The 21,376-nt window shown below is 64.8% G+C and carries 28 protein-coding genes and 1 pseudogene; 10 read left to right on the top strand and 19 right to left on the bottom strand.

Translation table 11 applies throughout. The annotated features are described in order from the left end of the window. Positions 1-110: 110 nt before the first annotated feature. Genes ITJ49_RS03890 through ITJ49_RS03880 form a run of 3 tightly spaced genes read right to left on the bottom strand, consistent with a single transcriptional unit; the run spans position 111 to position 1,656 of the window. Entirely contained in the window at positions 111-437 is a 327-nt protein-coding gene (locus tag ITJ49_RS03890; protein WP_194601648.1) for a hypothetical protein, read from the bottom strand. Further along, on the bottom strand, positions 437-1,093 hold the full coding sequence (locus ITJ49_RS03885; protein WP_194601644.1) for an Asp23/Gls24 family envelope stress response protein: 657 nt from the start codon (positions 1,091-1,093) through the stop codon (positions 437-439). Before ITJ49_RS03885 ends, ITJ49_RS03890 begins: the two co-directional genes overlap by 1 nt. Beyond that, the gene (locus ITJ49_RS03880) at positions 1,090-1,656 is read right to left on the bottom strand and encodes an RNA polymerase sigma factor (protein WP_194601641.1); all 567 of its coding nucleotides are present in this window, start codon (positions 1,654-1,656) and stop codon (positions 1,090-1,092) included. The genes ITJ49_RS03885 and ITJ49_RS03880 overlap by 4 nt, the downstream gene beginning before the upstream one ends. Positions 1,657-1,947: 291 nt before the next feature. Here ITJ49_RS03880 and ITJ49_RS03875 point away from each other — a divergent pair, with 291 nt between their 5' ends. From ITJ49_RS03875 to ITJ49_RS03860, 4 genes are all read left to right on the top strand, one after another. Next, entirely contained in the window at positions 1,948-2,664 is a 717-nt protein-coding gene (locus ITJ49_RS03875; RefSeq protein WP_370544359.1) for a TetR/AcrR family transcriptional regulator C-terminal domain-containing protein, read from the top strand. 266 nt (positions 2,665-2,930) lie between these two features. Further along, positions 2,931-3,287: a hypothetical protein gene (locus tag ITJ49_RS03870; RefSeq protein WP_194601636.1), complete on the top strand. Its 357-nt coding sequence runs from the start codon at positions 2,931-2,933 to the stop codon at positions 3,285-3,287. Between the two features lie 223 nt (positions 3,288-3,510). Further along, positions 3,511-4,041, top strand: coding sequence for a VanZ family protein (locus ITJ49_RS03865; RefSeq protein ID WP_194601633.1), 531 nt, complete (start codon positions 3,511-3,513; stop codon positions 4,039-4,041). A 116-nt stretch (positions 4,042-4,157) separates the two neighbouring features. Next, positions 4,158-4,706 (top strand): GNAT family N-acetyltransferase, encoded by a 549-nt coding sequence (locus ITJ49_RS03860; RefSeq protein WP_194601632.1) that lies wholly within the window; start codon positions 4,158-4,160, stop codon positions 4,704-4,706. 77 nt (positions 4,707-4,783) lie between these two features. Here the strand turns inward: ITJ49_RS03860 and ITJ49_RS03855 are convergent, their stop codons facing one another. The 8 genes and pseudogenes from ITJ49_RS03855 to ITJ49_RS03825 all read right to left on the bottom strand — a co-directional run bounded on the left by ITJ49_RS03855 (position 4,784) and on the right by ITJ49_RS03825 (position 9,504). Further along, positions 4,784-5,536, bottom strand: coding sequence for a hypothetical protein (locus tag ITJ49_RS03855; RefSeq protein ID WP_194601630.1), 753 nt, complete (start codon positions 5,534-5,536; stop codon positions 4,784-4,786). Beyond that, positions 5,533-6,135 carry an RNA polymerase sigma factor gene (locus ITJ49_RS03850; RefSeq protein ID WP_194601628.1) on the bottom strand — a complete coding sequence of 201 codons (603 nt, stop codon included), beginning with the start codon at positions 6,133-6,135 and terminating at the stop codon, positions 5,533-5,535. The genes ITJ49_RS03855 and ITJ49_RS03850 overlap by 4 nt, the downstream gene beginning before the upstream one ends. Before the next feature lie 110 nt (positions 6,136-6,245). Further along, entirely contained in the window at positions 6,246-6,743 is a 498-nt protein-coding gene (locus ITJ49_RS03845) for a GNAT family N-acetyltransferase (protein WP_194601626.1), read from the bottom strand. A gap of 270 nt (positions 6,744-7,013) precedes the next feature. Beyond that, a complete protein-coding gene (locus tag ITJ49_RS03840; protein WP_194601624.1) occupies positions 7,014-7,910 on the bottom strand; it encodes an arginase family protein in 897 nt (298 codons plus the stop codon). A 181-nt stretch (positions 7,911-8,091) separates the two neighbouring features. Further along, positions 8,092-8,256, bottom strand: coding sequence for a DUF664 domain-containing protein (locus ITJ49_RS18065; RefSeq protein WP_370544393.1), 165 nt, complete (start codon positions 8,254-8,256; stop codon positions 8,092-8,094). Positions 8,257-8,297: 41 nt separating this feature from the next. Then, positions 8,298-8,615 (bottom strand): annotated as a pseudogene (locus ITJ49_RS18060) (DUF664 domain-containing protein); the annotation flags it as partial. Then, entirely contained in the window at positions 8,612-8,989 is a 378-nt protein-coding gene (locus ITJ49_RS03830; RefSeq protein WP_194601622.1) for a GNAT family N-acetyltransferase, read from the bottom strand. The pseudogene ITJ49_RS18060 and the gene ITJ49_RS03830, both read right to left, overlap by 4 nt. An 86-nt stretch (positions 8,990-9,075) precedes the next feature. Next, the gene (locus tag ITJ49_RS03825; protein WP_194601620.1) at positions 9,076-9,504 is read right to left on the bottom strand and encodes a hypothetical protein; all 429 of its coding nucleotides are present in this window, start codon (positions 9,502-9,504) and stop codon (positions 9,076-9,078) included. 99 nt (positions 9,505-9,603) lie between these two features. Between ITJ49_RS03825 and ITJ49_RS03820 the strand changes: the two genes are divergently transcribed. Beyond that, positions 9,604-9,849: a hypothetical protein gene (locus ITJ49_RS03820; protein WP_194601618.1), complete on the top strand. Its 246-nt coding sequence runs from the start codon at positions 9,604-9,606 to the stop codon at positions 9,847-9,849. A 43-nt stretch (positions 9,850-9,892) separates the two neighbouring features. Here the strand turns inward: ITJ49_RS03820 and ITJ49_RS03815 are convergent, their stop codons facing one another. The 3 genes from ITJ49_RS03815 to ITJ49_RS17965 all read right to left on the bottom strand — a co-directional run bounded on the left by ITJ49_RS03815 (position 9,893) and on the right by ITJ49_RS17965 (position 12,997). After that, positions 9,893-10,267: a VOC family protein gene (locus ITJ49_RS03815; protein WP_194601616.1), complete on the bottom strand. Its 375-nt coding sequence runs from the start codon at positions 10,265-10,267 to the stop codon at positions 9,893-9,895. A 96-nt stretch (positions 10,268-10,363) separates the two neighbouring features. Then, complete coding sequence (locus tag ITJ49_RS03810; RefSeq protein ID WP_194601614.1) at positions 10,364-11,059, bottom strand: YafY family protein; 696 nt, start codon at positions 11,057-11,059, stop codon at positions 10,364-10,366. 102 nt (positions 11,060-11,161) lie between these two features. Continuing rightward, positions 11,162-12,997, bottom strand: coding sequence for a phosphatase PAP2 family protein (locus ITJ49_RS17965; RefSeq protein WP_305038611.1), 1,836 nt, complete (start codon positions 12,995-12,997; stop codon positions 11,162-11,164). Between the two features lie 141 nt (positions 12,998-13,138). On the opposite strand from ITJ49_RS17965, the gene ITJ49_RS03800 reads away from it, so the two are divergent. Continuing rightward, positions 13,139-13,726: a DUF1349 domain-containing protein gene (locus ITJ49_RS03800; RefSeq protein WP_194601611.1), complete on the top strand. Its 588-nt coding sequence runs from the start codon at positions 13,139-13,141 to the stop codon at positions 13,724-13,726. 1,202 nt (positions 13,727-14,928) lie between these two features. On the opposite strand, the gene ITJ49_RS03795 is transcribed toward ITJ49_RS03800, so the two are convergent. Further along, a complete protein-coding gene (locus ITJ49_RS03795) occupies positions 14,929-15,609 on the bottom strand; it encodes an NADPH-dependent F420 reductase (protein ID WP_370544392.1) in 681 nt (226 codons plus the stop codon). Positions 15,610-15,899: 290 nt separating this feature from the next. Here ITJ49_RS03795 and ITJ49_RS03790 point away from each other — a divergent pair, with 290 nt between their 5' ends. Then, complete coding sequence (locus ITJ49_RS03790) at positions 15,900-16,589, top strand: transglycosylase family protein (RefSeq protein ID WP_194601605.1); 690 nt, start codon at positions 15,900-15,902, stop codon at positions 16,587-16,589. A 105-nt stretch (positions 16,590-16,694) separates the two neighbouring features. On the opposite strand, the gene ITJ49_RS03785 is transcribed toward ITJ49_RS03790, so the two are convergent. The 3 genes from ITJ49_RS03785 to ITJ49_RS03775 form a co-directional block, all read right to left on the bottom strand. Beyond that, positions 16,695-16,913, bottom strand: a complete 219-nt coding sequence (locus ITJ49_RS03785) for a hypothetical protein (protein ID WP_194601601.1) — start codon at positions 16,911-16,913, stop codon at positions 16,695-16,697. A gap of 201 nt (positions 16,914-17,114) precedes the next feature. Further along, complete coding sequence (locus tag ITJ49_RS03780; protein WP_194601599.1) at positions 17,115-17,501, bottom strand: type II toxin-antitoxin system VapC family toxin; 387 nt, start codon at positions 17,499-17,501, stop codon at positions 17,115-17,117. Then, positions 17,498-17,767: a hypothetical protein gene (locus ITJ49_RS03775; protein WP_194601596.1), complete on the bottom strand. Its 270-nt coding sequence runs from the start codon at positions 17,765-17,767 to the stop codon at positions 17,498-17,500. Before ITJ49_RS03775 ends, ITJ49_RS03780 begins: the two co-directional genes overlap by 4 nt. A gap of 86 nt (positions 17,768-17,853) precedes the next feature. On the opposite strand from ITJ49_RS03775, the gene ITJ49_RS03770 reads away from it, so the two are divergent. Both ITJ49_RS03770 and ITJ49_RS03765 read left to right on the top strand, forming a co-directional pair. Further along, the gene (locus tag ITJ49_RS03770; protein WP_194601593.1) at positions 17,854-18,150 is read left to right on the top strand and encodes a putative quinol monooxygenase; all 297 of its coding nucleotides are present in this window, start codon (positions 17,854-17,856) and stop codon (positions 18,148-18,150) included. A gap of 161 nt (positions 18,151-18,311) precedes the next feature. Beyond that, positions 18,312-19,565, top strand: coding sequence for an SGNH/GDSL hydrolase family protein (locus ITJ49_RS03765; protein WP_194601591.1), 1,254 nt, complete (start codon positions 18,312-18,314; stop codon positions 19,563-19,565). Positions 19,566-19,764: 199 nt separating this feature from the next. On the opposite strand, the gene ITJ49_RS03760 is transcribed toward ITJ49_RS03765, so the two are convergent. After that, positions 19,765-20,661 (bottom strand): SDR family oxidoreductase, encoded by an 897-nt coding sequence (locus ITJ49_RS03760; protein ID WP_194601588.1) that lies wholly within the window; start codon positions 20,659-20,661, stop codon positions 19,765-19,767. Between the two features lie 112 nt (positions 20,662-20,773). On the opposite strand from ITJ49_RS03760, the gene ITJ49_RS03755 reads away from it, so the two are divergent. Beyond that, positions 20,774-21,343 (top strand): TetR family transcriptional regulator, encoded by a 570-nt coding sequence (locus ITJ49_RS03755; RefSeq protein WP_194601585.1) that lies wholly within the window; start codon positions 20,774-20,776, stop codon positions 21,341-21,343. Positions 21,344-21,376: the final 33 nt, after the last annotated feature.

The following is a 21,376-nucleotide window of genomic DNA, read 5'->3' as shown; positions in this document are numbered from 1 at the left end:
GAGTACGTGGTGGCCCTCGAATGAGGGGCAGCTACTAAGGAAACGAGACGAGATGGCTATTCGTCACACAGTTGCTTCAACATTTTTCTGCGGCCCGGTCGGATTGGACGTTAGCCAGTGGTGTAGGCGATGGTGACCTTGATGCTCATGTCGTGGCCTGTGAGCGCGAGTTGCCTTCGAATCCGGGCGCAAACGGCTTCGCCGATAGCTGACGCCGGCGCAGACATATCGATTCCAATGGACGCAGAGACCGCCTGTCGTGCCTCATCGACAACGACGTGAGCCGCGGGTACGGGAAGGTGGAGGCCGGTGAGAACGCGACGCCCCGTGTCTCTGCCCGGGATGACGCGGGTGGGCAGATACAGGCCGGTGACACCGGGTGTCGATTCCACCAGGGTGGTCAACGTTGCAGCGAGGTCGATCTCGGTCGTGGCCATTATCCGTTGCCCTCGGGGGCAGTATGCACGTCGCTGATCGTCACTGTGATCGCCCGGATGGTCAGGTCGGTGTTTCGTGCCAACGTGTCTTGAATGGCGTCCCGGAGTCGCTCGGCGGCGTCGGGGATGCTGTTCCGCCACACGATGGTCGCGTCGACTTCGACGGCGATCGGCTCGTCGATCACGGTGACGTCGCCCACGAGGGCACTTCGTCCGACGAGAATCCCATGCACCATGTCGCCCCCGGCGCGGATCAGTCCACGGACGGCGCCCTCTGTGATCACGAGTTCTGTCTGGCGAGTGACACTGCGATAGGGGATTTGCCGCCCAGTGCGAGAGTCCATGGAGATGTTTTGGAGGAGGGCCACAAGCCACGAGTCTTTTCGCGGCTCCTCGAGCGCCGCCTCATCCATGAGATAGGTGGCAGTGAGTGACTTAAGACGGATGAGGGCGGCGAGGGCAATTTGGCAGGAGGGCGACGTGTCGATCACCGGGTCCTGGGGGGTCATGCCCGCCTCGAGGTAGTCAGCGAGGTCGTCAATGGTGTATCCGTCGAGATCCTCGGGTTCGAGGGTGAGAGCAGCGGAGGCCGGGACATCGCCTTCGAGGAGGTGCTTTACGGGGGCGTCTGGGGCCGGGTCGGGGATGGTGTTCATCGCCAGGCCTCCATTTCGCGAATCATATTTTTGCGGGCCCGAGAAAGCAGTCCCCGCACCGTGCTCAGAGGCAGACCCATCTCCGTGGCAATGTCGTCGTAACTGTAGCCACCCAACTCCTTGAGCACCCAGCACTGTCTCTGCTCCGCCGGCAGGGTGGCGAGAGCCACACCGATGGCCTGTTGCCGACCTGCCGATTCGGCGGAAGATTCCGGGCCGTCCTCCGGGCGGGTCAGCTGGTCATGGTCGTCGATGGCTGCATGATCGCGTCTCGCTCGAACCCGATCTATGGCCTTCCGCGACGCGATGGTGAGAAGCCAGCCGCGGATCCGAGACGTTTCTTGCAGGCCCGGCAACTGCTGCCACGCGGTGAGAAACGTTTCTTGGGCGACGTCGTCGACGTCAGTTGAGGATCCGAGAATGCGGCGGGCATACACCCTGACGACTGGTTCGTGTCGGCGGACGAGCGTTGCGAAGGCGCGTACGTCACCATCGCCGGCTCGGCGGGCGAGGACGGGGTCATCGACGTCTTCCAGGAGGAAGTGTGTCTCAGTGACGGGCATCTCAGAGATCCTCGACTGTGGTGGCGAACAGACTCCTCGAGGCACGAACACCACATACGTCTTCTAAGCACTTGCCGGCGAGGGCCCTCCAGAGGCCGCCCTTGCAGTAAGTCACGGAACTGTTCCTTTCGCTGTGCCGGTCTCCTCGTAGAGGGAGGCCGTCGCGGACTTACGGTGTAAGCCTTCCGCGACCTTACAGTGTAAGTCGAGTTAGTGTTGTGCGGTCGGGTGCGACCGCGGCTCCAGCCCTGTTGTCAGCGAAAATCCGCAGATCTGCTGAGGGAACTAGCCGTGAACAATTCGAAGAAGCCCAACGGGATCGCCGCGGCCTCCGCGAAACTCAGTCGCGACCTGATTGTCGATACCGCACTCGGGCAGGTTGACCGTCTGGGTGTGCAAGGGCTATCGATGCGGTCTCTCGCGCAGGAGCTCGGCGTCGAAGCGATGTCCCTCTACCGGTACGTTCATGGCAAGGAAGATCTGCTCGAAGGGATCGTCGCCTCGCTGATGAGCGACCTCACGTCTCAGCTCGATGAGGCTGAAGGAGATCATTGGCAGGCGTTCCTTCAAACAGTTGCTCACGCGGTGCGTCGCATCGCGACGGAGCATCCCAAGGCGTTCCCACTCGTTGCAACCCGTCACCCAGCGGCACCGTGGCTCCGGCCACCCCTCCGGAGCGTGAAAGTGGTCAACACGTTTCTCTCGGCCTTGATTGAAAACGGCTTCACCGACGCCCAAGCCGTCGATGCCTATAGGGCGTTCAGCAGCTTTCTCCTCGGCCAGCTCCTTTTGCAGTCTGTAGTCAAAGGAGCTGAGGCTGGGCCCGCGGAAGAGCCCTTGGATGAGGGAGGTGCTGCAATCCCGGAAGGCGACGGGAATGTCTCGCTCGACGTCGCACCAGAAGTCCAGCGCCTCCGTGAGCTGCTGAGTGAAGACCGGAGTGACGAAGAATTCGAAGTCTCTCTCGAAGCGCTCCTCGATCGCTTGGATCGCGAGCTTTCTCAGTAGCCGCCTTATTTGACAACGAACTGGCGGGAAACACGCGTCGCTATCGTGGGTCTGGCTCGTCTCCGCGAGCGCGAGTGCGCAAGTAACCCAGCCACACGCGCCAGGGATACTCGGTCTTTACATTGGCATCCCCTGCACCGCTAAAGTTTGGCGTCGGGTGGCCCTGACAGGAACCTATCCGTCGGGAGCTCGAGGTATGGCAGTGTTGCGTCATGCAGGCGTGGGGGAACAAGAGCCGGGTCCCGGCATGGGGTGAGCAGTCGGCTTTGTCGACTCGACGCCGCGGCTCTGCATGGGCAGTATCAGGCATCGTCGTCGCCGCGACGGGGCTCACGGCAGCATTGATCGGCGCGGTGCTGGGGGTGGCCGCGCTGCTGGGCAGCGGGCTCATGTATGCCGCCAGCCAGGGGGAGGCCGGTCACGGGCACCTGTTCAGGGAGATCACCCGGATCGGTGGCTTCTATGTCGTCGTACCGTTGGCCGTGGTTGCAGTGGCTTGCACAGTGACGGCCTGGTGGCGCACGCGTGCGCCGGACCGGTCACGTACGACGACGATCGTTGCAACCGTGTTGACGTCGTGTCTTGTGTTTGTGTCGCTGGTCATCGCTCTAATCGCGAGTTGACAGATCGGCTCGAACTTATTCACCGCTTCCTGCGACGCGCGGTGCGGTGCACAAACATCAAAGCGAGCGCATCGGACGGGAAACGACGATTTTGCTCACCGAGCTCTCGTCATTCGCGGTGTGGATACGGAGTGAAAAAGTTGTCCGGCAGCCCCTCGCTTATGGGATGGAGTCACTAGCTGGGTGCCTCTTTTGGGAGGCTCGACGATGCGAAGATTCTTCAGTGATAACCACATTTCTCGTCAACCATGCGTCAGCGGTTCGTGTGCTTTTCTGGCTTGCTCTGGCCCTTCTGTCAGTTTTTGGTTGGCTTGGCCATCGCTTCCAGGCGCGGCGGGCTCTCGTGGCGCTTTCGGTGATCAGTCTTGCGGGGGTCTTGGCCCTGACGATGACGCCGTCGGGAGACGGTGGTAACGGGACCTTCTGCACGGTTCAGTTATCGATCCCCTTCCAGGGAATCGATACTCTCGCCAACGTCGCACTCTTATTTCCATCGACTCTTTTTTTAGCAGTCCTGATGAAGCGACCCGCGAGGGTTGTGTTGGCAGCGTCGGCTTTCTCCGCGGTACTGGAGCTGATCCAGTCGCTGCTGCCTAACCTGGGAAGGGCGTGCGACACGAACGACTGGTTCATGAACACGGTGGGAGCTGTCCTGGCCGCTTTAGTCGCTGCTGTAATCGTCTTCGTCGACCGCCGTCGGCGTCGTTTTCGAGGATCCGCTGGAGGTCACGTCACTGCCGTTTCTCTCAGGTAGCCCGGAAGTGCCGGATGCGTTAGGAGCGGACGCCCGTGTCAGCGGACTCGGCACCGGGTTGTCAGGGAGCGTTGGCACGAACTGCGGGCCGCGGGCGCGGCCTCTACGGTGAAGACATGTCTATTGCTCTTACTCGCCTCGATCCGTTCGTCACCGACCGTGAGGCGCTCGTAGATTTCATGACGAGTAACGAGTTCCCGTTTCATGTTCTGTCCCGCTTGACGCGGGAGGCCGTCGAGAAGGCGATCGCTGATGGGAAGTACCGTGACGAGGACAACGACTCGTTCTGGGTCGACCACGCAGAGCTCGGCCGGATTGGATTCCTTCGCCTCGAAGACCTCACCGAGCCCGTTCCGATCTTCGACTTGCGTTTGGACGGGGCCTTCCGCGGTCGAGGCCTTGCGGCTCTGACACTTCGGGCCGCTGCGGATTATGTCTTCTCTACGATGCCGGACGTGCGCAGGTTTGAGGGTCAGACGCGTGAGGACAATGTTCCAATGCGGAAGACGTTCCTTCGGGAAGGCTGGGTGAAGGAGGCACACTACCGCGAGGGGTGGCCGGTGGAAGGGGCGGAGCCGCTTGCAGCAGTCGCCTACGCGATTATCCGCCGTGATTGGGAGACAGGTCAGACGACCACGTTTGTCTGGGAAGACCTCGTCGAATGACTGGTGCTACCAAACGCCGAACCAGTTAAGTGAGCAGACTCGTCATTGGGCGAAGAATCGCCTATTGGGTACTAGCTCTACCCGGCTGTGTGGGCTGTTCCAATCCGTGTCGTCCCGTCTACGGCGTACAGGGGAATGTCTGACGTCGTTGACGAGGGTGACGGAGCTCCCGCGGATGGCGAGGGGGCTGCTTGCGGTGTGTCTCCACGACGCGTGTAGCCGGTGATCGAATTACCTTGAGGGTCGGTACCGGTTGTCGCGATGAGGTCTGGCCTGCCGTGCTCGTTGGGGAGGCCGTAGGTCTGGCCATGGGAGTTCGTCGCCCACGGGACCGTGTTCTCGTCGGTGGCGGCGATCCTGATCTCCCACTGTGTGCCCGGTGTCGCGATCACGTCGAGGTGCTTCCGGCCGCCCGCCATGTTGCCGCCTTCGGTAGCCCCGTGCGTGCGGGCAGCAGCGACGAGCGATTGGTCGCAGGTGATGGTCGTCAGCCCCACTACGGTGACCGTGCCTCGGCTGAGGCAACCAATCTCCACATCCAGAGTTGAAGCCCCCCGGGGTAAGGAGTCAAGGGTGATCGTTGCTGGCCCCGCATGCGTTTCGATGATCGGTGTGCCGTGCGTCGTGATGACGACACTCCCCGGTGCGCCGAGGACGGCCGCTGTGGCCGCGGATGCCCCGCCGAGAGCCAGAGCGGCAAGGGGAAGTGCCATCGCGAGCTTGCGATGCCGTCGCCACCACGGGCGAGGCACCCCGCGGGCCGCATCTACCTCGTTGCGGAGGGCAGCTTCCACCGCATCGGCGAAAACCGGGTCGAGCGTGGGAGTCACGGGGTAGTCCCTTCCATGTTGCTGGCAGCAGCAGCGGTGAGCGTGGGGTTGAGACTCGGATGGCGTCTGAGGCGGACGCGCGCGCGATGCAGCCGCGTTCGGGCGCCGGTCTCAGTGAGCCCGAGCTCTGTTGCGGCCTCGGCCACGGTCAGTCCCTCGTACGTCACGAGCGTGAGCAGCGTGAGGTCGCGGGGAGGCAGGTTGCGCATTTCCGCGAGCAAGGCCGGATCCAGTGAGGCGACGAGGCTGGCGTCCTCGTGCTGCCGATCGGCACCCGGCGCTGGTTCAGTTCGCGGGAGCGTGCGAAGGAGCTGGTCATGGCGCGCGGTTTTCCGGGTGACGTTACGAGCGGTGTTCGTCGCCGTCACGAGAAGCCAGGCGAGGACCGACCCATTGACGGTTCGGACCGACTCCCGGCGACGCCAGAGCTCGAGGAACGCCGTCGCGGTGACATCTTCCGCATCTTGAACGGCACTCGTCAATCGGTAGGCATGGCGGTAGACACGGTCACGATGTTCGATGAACAGCGACCCGAAGGCGTCGCTGTCACCGTTGAGACTCCGCTGCCACAGCGAATCGTCCGTGCTCTTTACTCCCATAACCAGAAGTGTCGCGAACCCCTCGCCGTGTTGCACCTCCGCGTCGTGCACTACGGCGCACTCACAATCGGCCTTCAGGACCGGCCAGATTCTGTCCGACAGGCCATCCTTCAGCGGATGAGTCGGACCGTCGTTCCGATCGGACCGAAGCTCGAGGTACCGCCGTCGGCAGCGAAGCCGTTTCGTCGGTAGAACGAGTGGGCGCGCGGGTTGTCAGCCGCGACCCACAGCGACGCTGGACGTTGACCGAGCACCGCATCCAGTAGCGCTTGTCCTGTGCCGCTTCCGTGCGCGCACTCGAGCACGTAGAGCATGCTCAGCTCCTCTGGTCGGACGGCATCCGGTTCTTCTACGGTGGTTCGGACCGCGGCGAAGCCGATCACGCCGGCATCTGTAACGGCTACCGCAGTCCTGAGGGTCTGGTCTTCAAGGTTCGAGGACCACATGCTGACGCGCCTGCCGACGTCGAACCACGGGCTGGTATCTGGGTCGTTTACCAACCGCCCATAGGTTTCACGCCAGGAGGTAGCGTGCACGCGGGCGATGCTCGCCGCGTCTTCGATGGTTGCTGACCGGATCACGGCGGTAGCTGAATCACGCACACCCATGTTCTGACTGTACTGATCGACGCGGCGAGACGGGTCGCATAGCTGATAGCACCCGGCTCTCTGTTTCCTTTGGTATTGGCTATCGAGGCGTTGGGAAGGGCAAGTCGTCACAGTACGAATGAGGCACTGTCACGACCTGAACGGCGTCGCTGTAGATGATCCGGCCAGGGGTCCGCGAGATGAGCTGCACCCAGGGGACGTCGTACTCCATGACGCCGAGGGTACGACGAAGCGGAACCGTCCCATTTGGCGATCGTCCAGCGGGCTCGGTCAAGCGTTCCGGGTGAGCTGATCGAGACCCGTGGTGAGGATGTCGGTCAAAGTCCTGGCGTAGTCGCCGGCCGGGTCGAGATCGGGGTCGAAAACAGTAATCGAGATTCCGATCGCGTGAGGTGCAAGGTGATGCAGGAGGGCCGTCAGTTCTGCCGCGGTGAGGCCGCCGGGATCGGGGCTGTCGACCGCCGGCATCACGCTCGGGTCCAGAATGTCGACGTCCACCTGTAACCAGTAGCGGGTGCCGGCGACTGCGCGAACATCTGAGGCGAGCTGTTCTGGTGTCCTGGCCTGCGCCTCCTTGGCTGAGACCACGAGGCCGAGGAGGCGGGCGGCCTCTGCTGCTTCCTCGTCGTCTTGACGGTGGCCGACGTGCACGGTGTGCTGAGGGCCGAAGTACGGGCCGGCGTTGTCGATGTCGGCAATCGCGGACCAGTGCAGTCCGACCGCAGCCGCGAGGTCCTCGCCGGCGACGCTGGCGCATTCGTGGCTGTTACCGGGGTGGCGAAAGTCGGTGTGACCGTCGAGGTGGACGAGACCGATGCCGTCTCGCGGGGACGTCGCCAGGCCGATGCCGAGAAGGACGCTGCAGTCTCCGCCGAGGACGAGAGGGATGTCGCCTGCGTCGAGCAGGGCGGTGATGCGTCTCGCGAGGCGACGAGAGTGGTCGATCATCGCCTCCTGGTTGCGGACGACGCCAAAGGGTCGGGTCAGGTCGTCGTCGACGTAACGGCCGGCGAGCACGACGCCGGCGTCTCGTGCGCCTGCCCTCGTCAGCCCCGCCATCAGCCCGGCCTCACGAAGTGCCTCGGGTGCCTTAGAGGCGCCTGGTGCGCTGCCGGGCTCGGGCGGGCGAAGTCCGAGATTGCTCGGAGCGGAAAGGATCGCGATCACATACTCAGCGTGGCAGAGCCCGCAGCATCACGGTTGCCGTCCTGAATGGGGATCGCCGAATAGGACGTCGTCAACGGCTTTGGCGAAGGAACAGGGTAACCGTCGCGACTATTAGGGCGCGACGATCAGAATCCGAATCCCGACGAGGTGAGAACTGGTGCCACCGGGGTACTGCGCCTACTTAGCTCCGATCCAGCCCTCGGGTGTCAGGCCGCGTGAACTCCGTGAGGACGAGGTTTTGACGGCCATCGATGAGCTCGCGTGCAATGTCGAGGTGGCCGGCATGCGCGGCCGTCTCCGTGATGACGTGCAGCACCGTCGCCAACAGGCTCCGCCTGGGGCCCATGGGTAGGCGGACAGTGCTTGCGTCGGAGGGAGTGCGTCGAGCGGTGTGGCGCGGATGATGTCATCGGAACGTGCGGCCGCCGCTTGGTACTCGTTTACGACGAGTTGTCGGGCGGGCCACGGTGTCGGGTGCCACACATCGTCGTCGGTGGGCAGGTCGAGTGCTTCACCGGCGACGACCCCCTGGAACCAGAAGTGTTCGACGTCGATGGTCAGATGACGGATGACACCAAGTGGTGCCCAACCCGAGGGAACCATGGATCCTGTCATCGCTTCGTCGGGTAGTCCATCGAGTGTCTGCAGGACACGACGGCGCTGCTCATCCAGGGTTGACAGCAGGCTGTTAAGCAGATCGGTCATCTCCCCAGACTCTGCGGATTGCTCGTAAATCGCAATCCGCAAACCACCGCTGTTCCAAACAAGATCACGGGAACCTGCGCTGCGTAACCGCGGCCGCGAGCTCCTCCTGCCAGCCAGTAGGAAGCCCACGCTGTTTGGTGCCGCGTCTCTATCGCGGAGAGTCCGACGTTTCCGACGGCGACGCCGTCCTCGACGACGGCCCAGTTCTTCGCCGAGTCACTGAACCGTAAGAAGTTGCCGATGTAGTCGGTGGCCTGCGCTTCGTCAGAGAAGTCCGCTCCGGTGAACTGCGTGTTCAGGTCGGGGCTTGACCAGCGGGCGGCGAGGAGCGCCGGCGCATCGCGGAGTAACCACGGTCGCAAGAAGACGGGCATAGTTCATTCTCACAGGCGAGCCAGCGGCTCCTCGTGGTGATCGTGATGACCGAAACCGGATCGCCCTTCGGCCATGGGAGGCAACGCTATTCGCCGCCGCGGTTGTTGAGCTCTCTGAGCAAGATGTCCTCCACCGGCTCGATGCGCAGCGGGCCGTCCGTACGGAGCGAGACCCGGTGGACGACGGGATCGGTGCCCCACAGCGTCATGAAGTCGTCCAAACGCGGGGTGCGTTCGTGACCCACAAGCCAGACGTGTTCTCCCGCGCGCTCCACCCACGCCCGGTTGGTCACCGACCCAAACCGGAGGGCAACGATGCGGTCAAGCGGCACTGGGATGTCAATGGTGTGCGGAGTGCCGGGCACGAGGTTCTTGACCGGGGCAACCACGGGCGGAGCTATCACGTCGATCTCGCTATCGTCATCGAGTGAGCCACGGTAGCCGTCGGTGGCTTCCCAACGCTCGGGCAGCGTCTCCCGGTACGCACTAACGAGGATGAACCCGGTGAGGTGCACGTGGGGCACCCGTTCGATCTGTTCGCGTAAGGTCTGCTGCTGCGGCCGAGGGCACTAGTAGCTCTTGTTGTTGGCTGGACGAGGTCTGATGATTTGTCCATGCGTGATGCGGGCAAAGATCAGGATCCAATGGGTCAGCTGTTCAGCGCCGAAAACAGTGAGGTGGTTGCCCCCAAGAAACAGCGATCACCCTTTCTCCTCCTCGGATTCATGCTCCTCTTCACGGTGATCTGTGCAGCGTTAGGAGTAATCATCATTGCGGGACTCTGGCAGGGGCTCTACGACCTCTTCTCCGGCTTGCTTAGGTCAATCTCGGACAGCATCCGTGAGGCTAACGGCGGCTAGCCTGAAAACCCGACTCATCAGCCGATCGGCTACCGGGCGCCCCTCACTGCCCGACGGGCTTGCTGAACAAGTTGACGACGTTTCCATCGGGGTCGCGGACCAGCGCGGAGCGGTTGCCCCACGGCATCGTTGTCGGTTCAAGGACCACGTCCTCGGCCTTGAGCTGGAGGGCGGCGAAGTCAACGTCGACGTCCGCAACTTCGAACTCGATGAACACGGATCGGTTCGTCGCAGGGGTCAAGGCTCCGCCGAGAATCTTGACGGTGGCGGCACCGGCAATCGCGAGGTTCACACCCGGGCCGCTGAACTGCGCGAAGACTGGTGCGGGACGCTCCGCCCGTTGGCCGGTGACTCTCTCGTAGAAAGCAACGAGGTCGTCGAGGTTGTCGGTGATGATGCGGATGGATGCGAACGGCATAGGTTCCTTCAGAGGTGTTGATGAGTTGAAGGCTTCAGCTTTGCCGGTCTTCGCGACACCGTCCTGTCGGTGTTTCCGAATGTCTTGCGCCTCGGGTCAGTCGTCCATGACAGGCCGCAGCCGTCCGTAAGGTATCGAAAGGTCCTCGGATCGCAGGGTGCGCCGCGGAGGCCGCTCGTCGGTCACTTCAACCGAGAGCATCCGGTCTCCCCGAAACGCTCGTACGCCCTCGCGAAGTCGGCACCAGGCAATAAAGTACCACTGCCCGTCCTTTTCGATCGCCCCCAAGGGTTCAACGCTTCGGGTCGATTCTGCACCGCTGGCGGCCTGGTATCGAAGCCTCACAAGACGGTCGCTGCGAAGGGCCGCCGCAAACTCAGCTGGTACAACCGCATCGTCTTCGCTCTTCAGAAAATGCACCCGTGAAGCGAGTCTCCTGGCACGTGACGCATCCTCCTTCGGCATGACGGCCAGCATTTTTCGGGCAGCAGTGTGGGCAGATTGCCGAAACGGACTGTGACCGAGCGTCCCGAGCCCGACCAGCACCGCAAGGGCCTCATCCAACGTGAACCCGGCGGGGCCGAGCGTCGCTGACGCGTCGATGACGTACCCACCAGTTCGGCCCGGCTCCGCCCAAATCGGCAGACCCGATTGCTGCAGCGCGGAGAGGTCCCGCTCAATAGTGCGGACCGATACCTCGAACCGTTCCGCAAGACGACGCGCGCTTCTCGGCCGCGGCGAGAATGCCCGCAACTCCTCCACGATGCCGTACAGACGATCGGTCCGATTCATTGACCCATCATCCGACAGATCTCTTTCTCTCCCACGTCGAATGGCTCCGCCGGGGTGCGGCGTCGTCTCGATCAGGCTCGCGCGGTGCCCTCCGCTTCAGGCTCAGTGGCCGTGACCGTGTTTCTTCGCGTTGGCGTTGATCAGGTGAAGTACCTTGCCGTGGCGGTGCAACACGGGCTTGTACCCGGCGGGCAGGCCCATTACGCGGACTGAGCGGAAGCTCGTTCCCTTCGCGATCCGGTCGGCCGCGATCAAGGCGATGTCGTTCGCTACGGCCTTGCCCTTGGTGATATGCACCACCAGCTTCCCCCCAAGCGAGACGGTGCCGGCGACGCGCAGGGCTGGCTTCGGCCCGTCGACGCCCAGCGAGAGTGTGGCGTCCGAGCGCTGCGTGAGGTTGCCTCCGATGTGAATCGTCTTCGTGCTTGCGTCGGCGAGGGTGCCGGAGACGGTCGTCACCGAACCTTTGCCGAGCGAGTCAGCGGAGTCAGCGGCCAGTGTTCCACCGCGGACGGTGGTGCTACCGGTGTAGCGGTTCGTGCCGGCGAGTGCGAGGGTGCCGGTGCCCCGCTTGGTCAGCGACCCGGTGCCGCCGATGTTGTTGCGCCAGGTGTCGGCGGCGTTCAGGCCCTTCTTGGCGGCGTCCATCGAGACCGTCACCGCGCCGTCGAATGCTCCGTAGCCGGAAGCGGCCGAGAAGAGGTCGAGTCGTCCCCACCCTTCCGCGTCGTCAAGGAGCGGGTAGCCCGACGGCAGTGCGGTCGTTCGGAGCACTTCCCGGATCTGCTTGTCGCTGAGGTACGGCAGGCGGGTGCGCAGCAGCGCCTCAGCGCCCTTCGGCACGGTGGCGGGGATCGTCTTCTTGCCGGACTGCGTGAACCCGTACGTCAAACGCTTGCGGTACTTCGCCTTGTCCGTTGCGTAGTCGGCGTACTTATCGACCGCGGTCGGAGTGGCGGCGGCGAGCACCTTCTCGGCCTGCTGGTGTGCCTGCTGCTCGAGATCCGTATTGGCCGGGTCGTTCAGGATCGCAGCGGCGAGCGCGGTCGACAGGACTCGTCCTCCCATGACGTCGAGCGGCGAGTGCATCCCCGCGACGATACGGCTATTGCCGATCTCCGAGCCGTTGGTAAGAAGCTCGGTGTACTTCTCCGGGTACGCGTACGCGAAGGCCAGCGTCGCCAGGTAGCCGGCGTTGGTGTGCCCGCTGGGGAACCCTCCGTCGGTGGCGGGTGTCGGGGATTCTTCGGGCACGAGCTGGGGGAGGACCTTCACGTCGTCGCTCTGTCGATACGGCCGCGGGTACTGGTAGTACTTCTTCGCGTTGCTCGCGGAGGAGTAGTCAGCCCGCAGTGTGTTCACCAGCTGCACGACGTCACCGAGCTCCGAGTCGACGTCAGCCCACGAGCCGTTCGCATTGCCCTGGTCGACGTACTGCTTGGTCGTTGCGTCCGCCGGGATCTCGTCGGGGATCGTGGTGCCCGCGTTCGTCGCGGTCGTCACGGCGCCAGACAGGTCACCGAAGCCGGCGATGGCCGAGTAGCTCTGGTTGCGTCGGTCGATGAGGTACGCCTCGCGCCCCTGCGCATCCGTGCGGGTCTGCGTGATCTTTGCTGCCTGCGCGATGTTCGAGTCCAGGATCCGTTGCCCGGCGGCGTCGACAGCGACCCCGCTGTCCCATGTGGCCCCCGGACGCCACAAGTTGCCGAACGGTGACAGCACCCCAATCGCGGCATTCGTCTCCGGCGTGGTGGCTGCAGGGGTGTTGGTCTTGTAGATGTCGAGGAAGTACCCGTAGGCGCCTGGTCGCGGCGCGGTCCGCGGTGTCGCCGCGGAGGCTCCTACGGGAGCGATCAAGGATGCGGTGCACGCCACTGCCAGGACGCCCAGCATCGTTCGGGCTCGACGTCTTGGAACAGCGATCGGGAACGGGCGCATGGCTTTCTCTCCATTCGAAGCGCGGTCACCCGGGGCGGCGACACACAGAGAAAGGGTGGCCGAGGCTCGTGAACCGGAAGTGGCACACGCGTGAACCACTGTCGCCCTGTCCACTACCGAGACAGCCGCTACGTTGACGTCATGACCGACATCGACTGGAACTCCGGCACCTGGACGAACTCGCCCGCACGCGTCGTCGTCGCGGACGACGGGATGCACGTCACCGCCATTGAAGAGAGCGACGCCTGGCGCATCACTTCGTACGGCTTCGTGCACGACACCGAGCACGCCCTCCTGGAGCCGTTCGCTCCGGGCACCGCGATAGAGGTGTCGTTCCGTCTCGATTTCTCGGCACAGTTCGATCAGGCAGGCATTTTCGTCAAGGTCGACGACAGTACCTGGATCAAAGCGGGCGTGGAACGAAGCGACGGCGAAGACAGCCTCGGCGCCGTGGTCACGCGTGGCGTCTCGGATTGGTCGCTCTCGCCCGTCCCCGGCTGGCACGGTCGCATCGTCACCATTCGCGCCAGCCGCTCCGGAGACGCAGTGACCATCCGTGCCCGGGCCGACGACGAGCACTGGCGCCTCGTGCGGGTCGCACCCCTCGACCCCGACGCTTTGGTCACAGCAGGTCCGATGTGCTGCGCCCCGTCACGGGATGACCTCACCGTCCACTTCACGTCCTGGCGGACCGGGCCCGCAGACACGAGCCTGCACCCGGGCGACTGATCGGTGGAAGCTGCGCGAATCGAGCCCTATTCATTCGCGATTTAGGAAACGCGCGCCCTCGCGCGAAGAGAAGCTGACGCGTGCCCAAGCGTGATGACGGGGTGGCACGGACCCGAACCGGTGCCACCCCGTCGTGAGTTGCCCTAAAGGGGTACAACCCGCTCCAGGAGGGGTACTCGACCGGAGTGGCGACAAATGTAGACCGGCCCGGGCTTCCTTGCCCGCATGTGTGTTGATTCCGAAGGAATTTGAGATCGAAGAGACGAGCACCGACAGGGACAGAATGCGCAGTCATGCTCCTGAGCGCCTTCGAGGAGCAACCATGGGCGTGCTGGTTGGTAACCGGCGAAGGCCACGGCTCGGGAGATGCCACTGATCCGGTTTCTTCTCGGGGATGGCCGCGGGTCTCCTCGCCCGGGCGAGGAGACCCGCACTCACATCCGCGCCAGCAGAGCTGCGGTGAGCTCGGCAAGTCAAAAAGCGCAGTCTCCCCGGGGCTTTTTGGGCGTTGTCGGAGGGTGGCCCAATAATGCTCACTAGGCGCCGATTCACGGTGGTGCCAGGGCCCTGATTCACGGCAGAGCCCGCGAGTAGATGTTCCCTCAGGTGGTGCAGGCCGCCGGAATCGAGATGAACGATGTCATGTCTCCATGCTCTTGGGCACAGGTATCGCACGCACGAACGAGTTTCATTCGCCGTTTTGACGGTCGGCACCGCCGGCTCATTGAGGCCGGGTATTCGAATCGCGCGGGCTGTCTCGGTATGAGTCTCTACATCGCTCATCCCGAAGCTACGCCGGTTCGTATCGCGGCCTACCCCAAACGTCGCCGCCACTCCCCAGACATGACTGCCCCGGCAAGCCTCGACGCCCCTCTCGGCGAGCCTTCTGTCTCGTCGCCTCAAGCGGGCTTCACCTACAGCGACTTCCTTGCGCTGCCGGCGCGTGAAATCGGCGTCGCCTGAACGAAGTCCGGAGAGGAAGAGGGGCACGGGTGCGGATTTCTCCGCTCCCGTGCCCCTCTAGAGATGCCGATGTTGTTGCACAAAGCTTCACGGGCAGGGATGCAAGCAACACCGGCCAATGAAGACGTCGATTAACGCCTTCGACTCGCTCGACGCTACTCGCCAAAGTGGAATCGCGACCGGGCCGCCGTGAACGGTGGCTCGATCGCGATTCCGCGGATCCTTGGTGGTGCTCGGGGTTAGCGGGTGGCCTTGGCCAGGTTGTCGATGAGCTCCTGCTTGGTCTGAGCGATCACGTAGGCGGGCTGGTCGCGCTCGACACGCCAGCTGTCTTTCAGCGGGCCGACGTTGACGGTGTCGAAGCCGATCTCGTCGTAGAGCTTCTCGACCAGGGCGCTCGCGTCGTCGAAGTCGCTCGACGTGGCGAGTGCTCGGCGGTCGGGCGTGCCGGCGGGCTTGCCATCGGTCGTGATGTCGTCGGCCTTGATGTGGTTGAAGCCCTTGGCGACGCGGCTGGTCGGAAGGTGGCGCTGCAGCATTTCGCTGACGGTGTCTTTGCCCTCGTCGAGAGCTGCGATGTGACCGTCGCGCTCGAAGTAGTAGTTGTTCGTGTCGATGACGACTTTTCCGGCCAGCTCCTCGACGGGAACGGCCTCGTAGGCCTTGAGGGGAACGGTGACGACGACGAAGTCGCCAGCTGCACCGGCCTCTTTCGAGGTGGCGGCGGTGGCCTTCGGGCCGAGCTCGGCGACGAGGTCACTGAGGGTCTCCGGTCCGCGAGAATTGCTGATCACGACGTCATACCCCGCAGTGATCGCCGCTCGTGCGACCTGGCTGCCGATAAAACCTGCTCCGATGATTCCGATTGTTGTCATGCGCAACCTAACCGCCTCCTGTCGCGCTTTAGTCCTTCCGGATATGGGAATTCGCTGAGACTGACGACCCAGGGGATTCCCAGCGCCTCGGCTTGCTCCCCGCGACCTTGACGCCTAGGTTGGCTCGAGTCGTCCCGGAGCGGACGACGACTCCGGCCGATTATCGGCTCGGAGAGCATGCACGGCGCTGCACTACGCCACTCGGGCTGCCCAGCCTGCAGCCGCCGCCACCTGACCTCTATCGGCAGGGATGGGCAGTCGACCCCGATCCACGATGGACGGGGGCTCGGATCCTTCGGGGATCCCTCTGGCGTTCCCACGGAGCATTCATCGCAATGAGCAAAATCACTCGTCCCCGTACCCTCCTCGGCACCGCTGCGCTGATCGCGCTGACCGCCGGAGGCGTCGGGATCGCCGCAGCACCCGCAAACGCGGCCTCCACCTCGACCTGGGACGCCCTCGCGTCCTGCGAGTCGGGCGGAAACTGGGCTATCAACACCGGTAACGGCTACTCGGGCGGCCTGCAGTTCTCGCAGAGCACCTGGGCTGCGAACGGCGGAACCGGTTCGCCGGCCGCAGCTAGCAAGGCCACGCAGATTCAGGTCGCCGAGCGCATCCTGGCCTCGCAGGGCTGGGGCGCCTGGCCGGCCTGCTCGGCGAAGCTGGGGCTCTCGGGCACCTCCTCCGCTGCGGCTGCACCGGCTCCGGCCGCTACTGCAGCACCCGCGGCTCCTGCCGCCCCTGCAGCGCCGTCGACCCAGGCCGCACCCACCACCACACCGAGCACCAGCGGCTCGAGCTCGAGCACTTCGACCGCTGTCGCCGCACCCGCAACGCCGTCGATCCCGGCGGTCAAGGCCAGCAAGCGCGTCTACACCGTGAAGTCGGGGGACTCGCTGGCGAAGATCGCCAAGAAGCTCGACGTCAAGGGCGGCTGGATCAAGCTCGCCGGCGCGAACAAGGCCACCCGGTCGAACCCCGACCTGATCGTGCCCGGGCAGAAGCTGCACACGCCCAAGAAGTAGGTCTCGCCAACCTCGCTTCACGAGATGGCCCGAACAACCGGAACCCCACAAGGATCCGGGCGTTCGGGCCATCTCGCGCTGCAGCGAGACTTTCAGCCCGTGCGGCTAGTGCCTGTGCTTCCAGAGGTACGGGAGGAAGAAGCCGAGATTGGCACTCCCTCCCATCGACGACCGGATCATCACCTCGGTCTCGCGGTCGAAGGTCGCGGCCCCGCTGCCGTCAACGGTTGTGGGCCCGTCGGGGGTGATGTACGAGCACTGCTCGATCAGCAGTCGTGTCTCGCGCTTCGCTTCGCGGACAAACCGCTTTGTGTCTCGATCCATGGGACTTCGTCGCCTCTCTGCGCCGTGTACCTGAAAGGCCGGAGCCCTAAAAGGCCGGAGCCCCAAAGGGCCTGAGCCCTAAAGGGCCGGAGCCCTAGCGGGCCTGAGCCCTATAGGGCCTGGGCCCCCATCGCCGACCTCACTGTCGGTGATGCTGTTATCGTACGTCTGCCGCGGCGGCAGGGGACGGACGCCGCGGTTTCATGCCCCGATGACCTCGAGCCCTCGGGTGCGGGCCTCGCTCGCGAGGCTCGCGTCGAACGTGGCCAGTGCCGCCGATCGAGACAGCGCAAGGTTCAGAATGACCGCGTCGGGCATTCGGAGTCGCGAGGCCGATCGGACCCGTGCAATGTCGAGGGCGTCGGGAGCTTCGAGGGGCACTAGCTCGACTCCCATACGGACGATCGATTCGAACGAGGCGATTTCTGTGCCCTGTCGGGTGGGATACACCAGCGCTTCGGCGAGGGTGAGCGTGCTCGTCGAGAGACTCCGGCCCACGGATGCCTGGAGTAGATCGAGGGCTTGATCGTGGTGCGTGTCGTCGGCATCGAGGTAGCCGATCAAGAGGTTCGCGTCGAGGACGATCATGCGGGCCAGTCGGCTCGGAGCTGTTCGAGAGCGTTGGGAGGAAACGCGCCGGTCGCGGAGCCAGCCCCCGCGCGAATGAGTGCCCGCCGCTTCTCGATCTCGTCGACCCGGTGCTTCTGCAGCTCGTCCGAGCCAAACTCGACGATGCGGCGTAGCAATGCCGCCCGGTCGTTCTGGATTTCGGGCCAGGTCGTCGCCGCGATGTCGATGGCCTGGGCGATGGCGGGGGTTTCGGTGATGGTGAACCGGTGCAGTGTCGTCGGCATGGCTGGAGTGTAGCACCGGATCCTTCGGTGTCGCACCGGGTTGTGAGCTGTCCCTCAATGTCAGTGGGGGAGAGCATCATGGGGTCATGACTTTCACCGTGTTCTTAGAAATGACCGTCCGCCCCGACGCAGACGACGCCGCCGAGATCGCCCGCGAGGTGCTGGCACAGACCGGCGCTCGTGAGGGCATCGAGAGCCTCGAGGTTCTCGTGGATGACGCCGATCCGCTGAAGTGGGTCGTCGTCGAGAAGTGGGCGAGCGTCGAGGCGCGAAACGCCTATGTGGCTTGGCGTGCGTCTCCCGAGGGGGCTAACCGACTCGGCGACGTCATGGCCACGCCGCCGGTCTTCCGCACCTTCGAGACCACGGTGCCGCTGGCCTGAGGCGGAGGCGGGCTGGCCCCCGCACTGGGTGGGGCTTAATGCGGACGAGAGAATTAGTCTGGTCCGAACCACGCACTCACCATCGACGCGGCCGTCAACGGATCAGGGCGGCACAACCAGACGCGGCGATGGTGAGCCGAACCCACCGCTCGGAGCCGCACATGTCTGTCTTTTCTCGACCCCTTCGCATTCAGCGCTACCGAATGCTCAGTTCTTCACCCGCCGTCTGCCGGCCCCGTGACGCCACGCAAGGCCACGCGCACGGCGCCGATCCCGATCGGATCCTGCTCTTCGGCAACGGAGTCGCGACCGGTCGCGGCGTCGCGAGTCACGAGCTGGCGGTTCCGGGCCAGCTCGCCCGCGCGGTCAGCGCCCGCACGGGTCGCGGCGCCGACGTCGACGTAATTGCCGACGATCGACTCGACATCGAATCAGCAGCCGATGCTCTTGCCGGTCGCGACCTCGGGGGCTACGACGCGGTCGTGGTCACCGTCGGAATCAGCGACGCCTTCCGGCTGCTGCCCGCGCGGCGCTGGGAGGCAGGTGTTCGGCGCCTCCTCGAGATTCTTGACCGCGAGCTCTCGGTGGGTACCGATGTGATCGTCATGGGGATCACGCCGCCCTCGGCTGTTCCGGAGTTGCGGGAGAGCCTCGGCGGCCTCGGCGACGATCGTGCCGCTCGCCTGAACACGCTGACCGCCGAGATCTGCGCCGAGAAGTCGACCGTGCACTTCGTCGAGGCTCCGGTCATGCGGGAGGAGCTCCTCGAGCACTCCGATCCGCTGACGCTCGGGCTCGTTTCTCCGCTCGATGCACAGGCCTCGCAGCATGGCGAGCACGCCCGGCGGACGTCGGCGTGGTTCCACGAATGGGCCGCAGCCCCCGCCGAGGTCCTCGCCCCGCTGCTCGATGAGCAAAGCGCTTCCGACAATCCGGCAAGGCGATTCCGCAACCAGCCGCAGGCGGCGGCGCGTCGCCGGGCCGTCCTCTGGGAGATGCGCCTACTGGACTCTCCCGCCGAGAGTCGATTCGACGACATCGTGCGGCATGCGCAGTCCCTGTTCGGTGCGGCCGGTGCAGCCTTCAGTGTCATCGACGACACCCGACAGTGGAATAAGGCCGTCGCCGGTGCAGGAACTCGCGAGGTGCCGATCGCAGAATCGTTTTGCCGCGCCACGATCGGATCGTCGACAGCGCTCGTCGTCGCTGATGCCTGGAACGACGAGCGAGTTCCCGGTACCGAGGCCACGATGCGCTTCTACGCGGGCTACCCGGTCGAAGCGGCCGACGGCACCCGCATCGGAGCCCTGTGCGTCTTCGACGAGCAGCCCCGATCTGCCGACAGTGTCGACGTCGCGCTGCTCCGCGACCTCGCACTGGCGATCCAGCGCGAGTTGGAGCCCGTGCGCGCCTGAGGGAGGGCAGTGTCGGCCTGGGGGGGGCCGGGCTGCCCGCGCGCTGAGCTTCGCGCCTGCGCCGGGTCCGCGCCTGTCGTGGCCCGTCGGCGCGGCCCGCTTGCAAATTCGAAGGAGAAACCCGCGACGGCAGCCCCCCGATCGGCATGTTTCCGTCAGCGCCGCGAGGTTTCTCCTTCAAATTTGCACTGGCGGGGCCTCACACGGCGAAGTAGGCGCCCGCGGCGATGTCGTCGAGCAGCGTCGGGCCGGTCGGGGTCCAGTCGAGCAGCTCCTGCGTCAGCGTGCTCGACGAGGCCATGTTCATCGCGAAGAACGTGCCGATGAACCCGAAGTGCGCCTGCGCGTCGGCCGGATCGATCGAGGTCACCGGCAGTCCGAGCCCGGCGCCGATGGCTTCGGCGATGGCCTTCGTCGAGACGCTCCCTTCGCCGACGGCGTGCAACAAGGATCCGGCCGGAGCCTTTTCAAGCCCCAGACGAATCATGCGGGCCGCATCCCCGCGATGCACCGCGGCCCACCCGTTGGAGCCGTCGCCGACGTAGCCCGACACGCCCTTCTCGCGAGCCGCCGCCACGATGTACGAGATGAAGCCGTGGTCGTCCATGCCGTGCACGGTCGGCGAGAAGCGGAGGCTCATCGACTTCACGCCCTTGTCGATGTAGTCGAGCGCGAGGTTCTCGGTGCCACCGCGAGGGGCGTCGGGGCCGCTGAAGGGCGACGGGTCGAGCTCGGTGGAGGGGCGGCCCTGGGCCAGGCCCGCGACACCGGAGGCAACGAGGAACGGTGTGCCGGATCCTGCGAGGGCGTCTCCGAGAGTCTCGACCGCGGCGCGCTCGGCCCGGTTGGACTCGGCCGGGTTGGCCCAGTCGTGCTTGTTGGCGAGGTGGAGAACGGCATCGGCGTCGCGTGCTCCGCGGCGGAGCGAGTCGAGGTCGTCGAGGTCGCCGCGGAGGGCGGTCGCGCCCTTGGCGCTCAGCGACTCGGCCGAGGCGTCGGAGCGGGCGAGGCCGACGACCTCGTAGTCGTGGGCGAGGAGCTCGTCGACGGCGGCGGAGCCGATCCAGCCGGAGGCGCCGGTGATGAATACGCGCATGGGATGACCTTTCGTGAGAGTTGTGCCGGCGACCTGATGTCAGCGACAGACATCACCATACGCCTGATGTCGGTGACTGTCATCACTCTGTCCAATCCCGTATCATCGACGCATGGGCAGATGGGAGCCGGGCGGCAGCAGTCGCCTGCGGGAGGCGGCGTTGGAGCTGTTCCTCGAGCAGGGGTTCGACGAAACGACCGCTGGCGAGATCGCGCAGCGGGTCGGGCTCAGCGAGCGCACGTTCTTTCGGCACTTCGGCGACAAGAAGGAAGTGCTCTTTGGAGGCTCGGAAGAGTTCCAGCGCGAGATGATCGCGGCCGTCGCCGACGCCCCCGAGGGCCCATCACCCCTCGGCGTCGTCGCGAGCGGCCTCGCCAAGGCGGCGCGGTTCTTTCCCGACGAAGCCCGCGACTACTCGCGGAAGCGCTGGCGGATCCTCGGCGAGAACCCGGCCCTGCAGGAGCGCGAGCTGCTGAAGATGGCGGCGATCGCCTCGGGGATCGGCACCGTGCTGCGCGACCGCGGTGTTCCCGAGCCGGCCGCGACGCTCGCGGCCGAGTCGGGGATCACGGTGTTCCGGCTGGCGTTCGAGCACTGGCTGGCACCGGACGAGCACCGCCCGCTGGCCGAGATCGAGCGCGCCATGTTCGTCGAGCTCGGGGCCGTGGTCGCCGGATCCTGAGTTCCCGGTTCTTAGATCTCAGGTGCTGTGCGT

It is taken from the genome of Frondihabitans sp. VKM Ac-2883, from assembly GCF_015350875.1.
In the GTDB taxonomy this organism is placed as follows: Bacteria; Actinomycetota; Actinomycetes; order Actinomycetales; family Microbacteriaceae; genus Frondihabitans.
Note: the sequence above shows the minus strand (reverse complement) of the source record. Positions and strands in the feature narration are given on the sequence as shown.

Bases quoted from the DNA above. Each gene is read 5' to 3' on its own strand.
- ITJ49_RS03830 (WP_194601622.1), bottom strand. From the start codon at position 8,989: ATGCCCGTCTTCTTGCGACCGTGGTTACTCCGCGATGCGCCGGCGCTC.
- ITJ49_RS03845 (WP_194601626.1), bottom strand. From the start codon at position 6,743: ATGGGTGTGCGTGATTCAGCTACCGCCGTGATCCGGTCAGCAACCATC.
- ITJ49_RS03790 (WP_194601605.1), top strand. From the start codon at position 15,900: ATGAGCAAAATCACTCGTCCCCGTACCCTCCTCGGCACCGCTGCGCTG.
- ITJ49_RS03755 (WP_194601585.1), top strand. From the start codon at position 20,774: ATGGGCAGATGGGAGCCGGGCGGCAGCAGTCGCCTGCGGGAGGCGGCG.
- ITJ49_RS03810 (WP_194601614.1), bottom strand. From the start codon at position 11,059: ATGAATCGGACCGATCGTCTGTACGGCATCGTGGAGGAGTTGCGGGCA.
- ITJ49_RS03800 (WP_194601611.1), top strand. From the start codon at position 13,139: ATGACCGACATCGACTGGAACTCCGGCACCTGGACGAACTCGCCCGCA.
- ITJ49_RS03850 (WP_194601628.1), bottom strand. From the start codon at position 6,135: ATGGGAGTAAAGAGCACGGACGATTCGCTGTGGCAGCGGAGTCTCAAC.
- ITJ49_RS03780 (WP_194601599.1), bottom strand. From the start codon at position 17,501: ATGATCGTCCTCGACGCGAACCTCTTGATCGGCTACCTCGATGCCGAC.
- ITJ49_RS03820 (WP_194601618.1), top strand. From the start codon at position 9,604: ATGCGTGATGCGGGCAAAGATCAGGATCCAATGGGTCAGCTGTTCAGC.
- ITJ49_RS17965 (WP_305038611.1), bottom strand. From the start codon at position 12,997: ATGCGCCCGTTCCCGATCGCTGTTCCAAGACGTCGAGCCCGAACGATG.
- ITJ49_RS03880 (WP_194601641.1), bottom strand. From the start codon at position 1,656: ATGCCCGTCACTGAGACACACTTCCTCCTGGAAGACGTCGATGACCCC.
- ITJ49_RS03785 (WP_194601601.1), bottom strand. From the start codon at position 16,913: ATGGATCGAGACACAAAGCGGTTTGTCCGCGAAGCGAAGCGCGAGACA.
- ITJ49_RS03765 (WP_194601591.1), top strand. From the start codon at position 18,312: ATGTCTGTCTTTTCTCGACCCCTTCGCATTCAGCGCTACCGAATGCTC.
- ITJ49_RS03770 (WP_194601593.1), top strand. From the start codon at position 17,854: ATGACTTTCACCGTGTTCTTAGAAATGACCGTCCGCCCCGACGCAGAC.
- ITJ49_RS03890 (WP_194601648.1), bottom strand. From the start codon at position 437: ATGGCCACGACCGAGATCGACCTCGCTGCAACGTTGACCACCCTGGTG.
- ITJ49_RS03815 (WP_194601616.1), bottom strand. From the start codon at position 10,267: ATGCCGTTCGCATCCATCCGCATCATCACCGACAACCTCGACGACCTC.
- ITJ49_RS03860 (WP_194601632.1), top strand. From the start codon at position 4,158: ATGTCTATTGCTCTTACTCGCCTCGATCCGTTCGTCACCGACCGTGAG.
- ITJ49_RS03760 (WP_194601588.1), bottom strand. From the start codon at position 20,661: ATGCGCGTATTCATCACCGGCGCCTCCGGCTGGATCGGCTCCGCCGCC.
- ITJ49_RS03885 (WP_194601644.1), bottom strand. From the start codon at position 1,093: ATGAACACCATCCCCGACCCGGCCCCAGACGCCCCCGTAAAGCACCTC.
- ITJ49_RS03775 (WP_194601596.1), bottom strand. From the start codon at position 17,767: ATGCCGACGACACTGCACCGGTTCACCATCACCGAAACCCCCGCCATC.
- ITJ49_RS18065 (WP_370544393.1), bottom strand. From the start codon at position 8,256: ATGGGCCCCAGGCGGAGCCTGTTGGCGACGGTGCTGCACGTCATCACG.